The 1,089-nt window shown below is 76.5% G+C and carries 1 protein-coding gene; it reads right to left on the reverse strand.

The genetic code is table 11. The features are described from left to right. Positions 1-1,021: ADP-ribosylglycohydrolase family protein (locus AOK23_RS43920; protein WP_055717922.1), on the reverse strand; the 1,021-nt coding region annotated here is incomplete at its 3' end. Positions 1,022-1,089 lie beyond the last annotated feature (68 nt).

A 1,089-nucleotide genomic window follows, 5' to 3' on the forward strand; every position in this document is an offset into this window, starting at 1 on the left:
GGGGGCCGGTGATCCACTTGGCGCAGTCGCCGGGGGTGAGCAGCTCGGCCACGTCCAGGACGTGGTGGCCTGCCATGGAGGGGAGGCAACTGCCCCGTGCGGGGCCGATGGGCGTCGTCCACTCCGCGGGGATGGACGAGGCGCCGCGCGTGGCGCCGGCCAGGGCGCCCGCCACCGCCGCGGTCGTGTCGGCGTCGCGGCCCATGTTGACCGCGGTGAGGACGGACTCCGTGAAGTCGCCGTCGGCCGCCGCGTACGCGCCGAACGCCAGGGCCACCGCCTCGGGGGCCAGGTCCGTCCACGGGTAACCGCCGACGACCACGGCGGAACGGACCGCGCGCTCGCCCCGGTGGGCGACGGCGACCGCGCGGCGCAGCGAGCGCGCGGTCCAGGAGTCGTCCGGGACGACGGCCAGGGCGGAGGCCACGACCGAGATGGTCGGCGCGCCCGCCATCGCCGCCGCCACGCCCGCCGCGACCGCCTGACCTCCGTAGATGCCCTCACCGTCGTGGCTGACCGAGCCGTCGATGGCGACCAGCCGGGCGGCCTCGGCGGGGCGGCCCGCCGCGAAGACGCCGAAGGGGGCCGCGCGCATCGCCAGTCCGTCGCTCCAGGCGTGCCGGTGCTGCGCGGAGATGGGGGCGGCCAGACCCCGGCGGAGGTTCTCCAGGGTGCCCCGTTCGCTGAAACCGGCGCCTCGGAACGGGCCCTCGTCCAGGTCCGCGATCCACTGGTGCCAGGCCGTCTCCACATGCGTGACGGTGAGCGCCGAGCCGTGCCGGGCCAGCAGCAGCCCGGAGAAGATGGCGTACTCGGTGTCGTCCGTGCCCGCGGGGTTCTCGGCGACGTACCCCGTGATGCGGCCCCAGCGGGCGCGGATCTCGGAGGGCTTCATGTTCTCCGCGGGCGCCCCCAGCGCGTCCCCGACGGCGAGCCCGAGCATGGCGCCGCGCGCCCGCTCACGGAGACCGGTGGCGTCCCCCGGCAGCGGGGCCGGGGGGACGCAGGCGATCGAAGGCATAGGACGCCTCTCTGGCCCGAGGGCCGGTCCAGCGGATCGTGTCCGAGGGGGTTCCGAGGGGTGGGGGT

The organism is Streptomyces torulosus (assembly GCF_001419765.1).
GTDB classification, from domain to species: domain Bacteria; phylum Actinomycetota; class Actinomycetes; order Streptomycetales; family Streptomycetaceae; genus Streptomyces; species Streptomyces torulosus.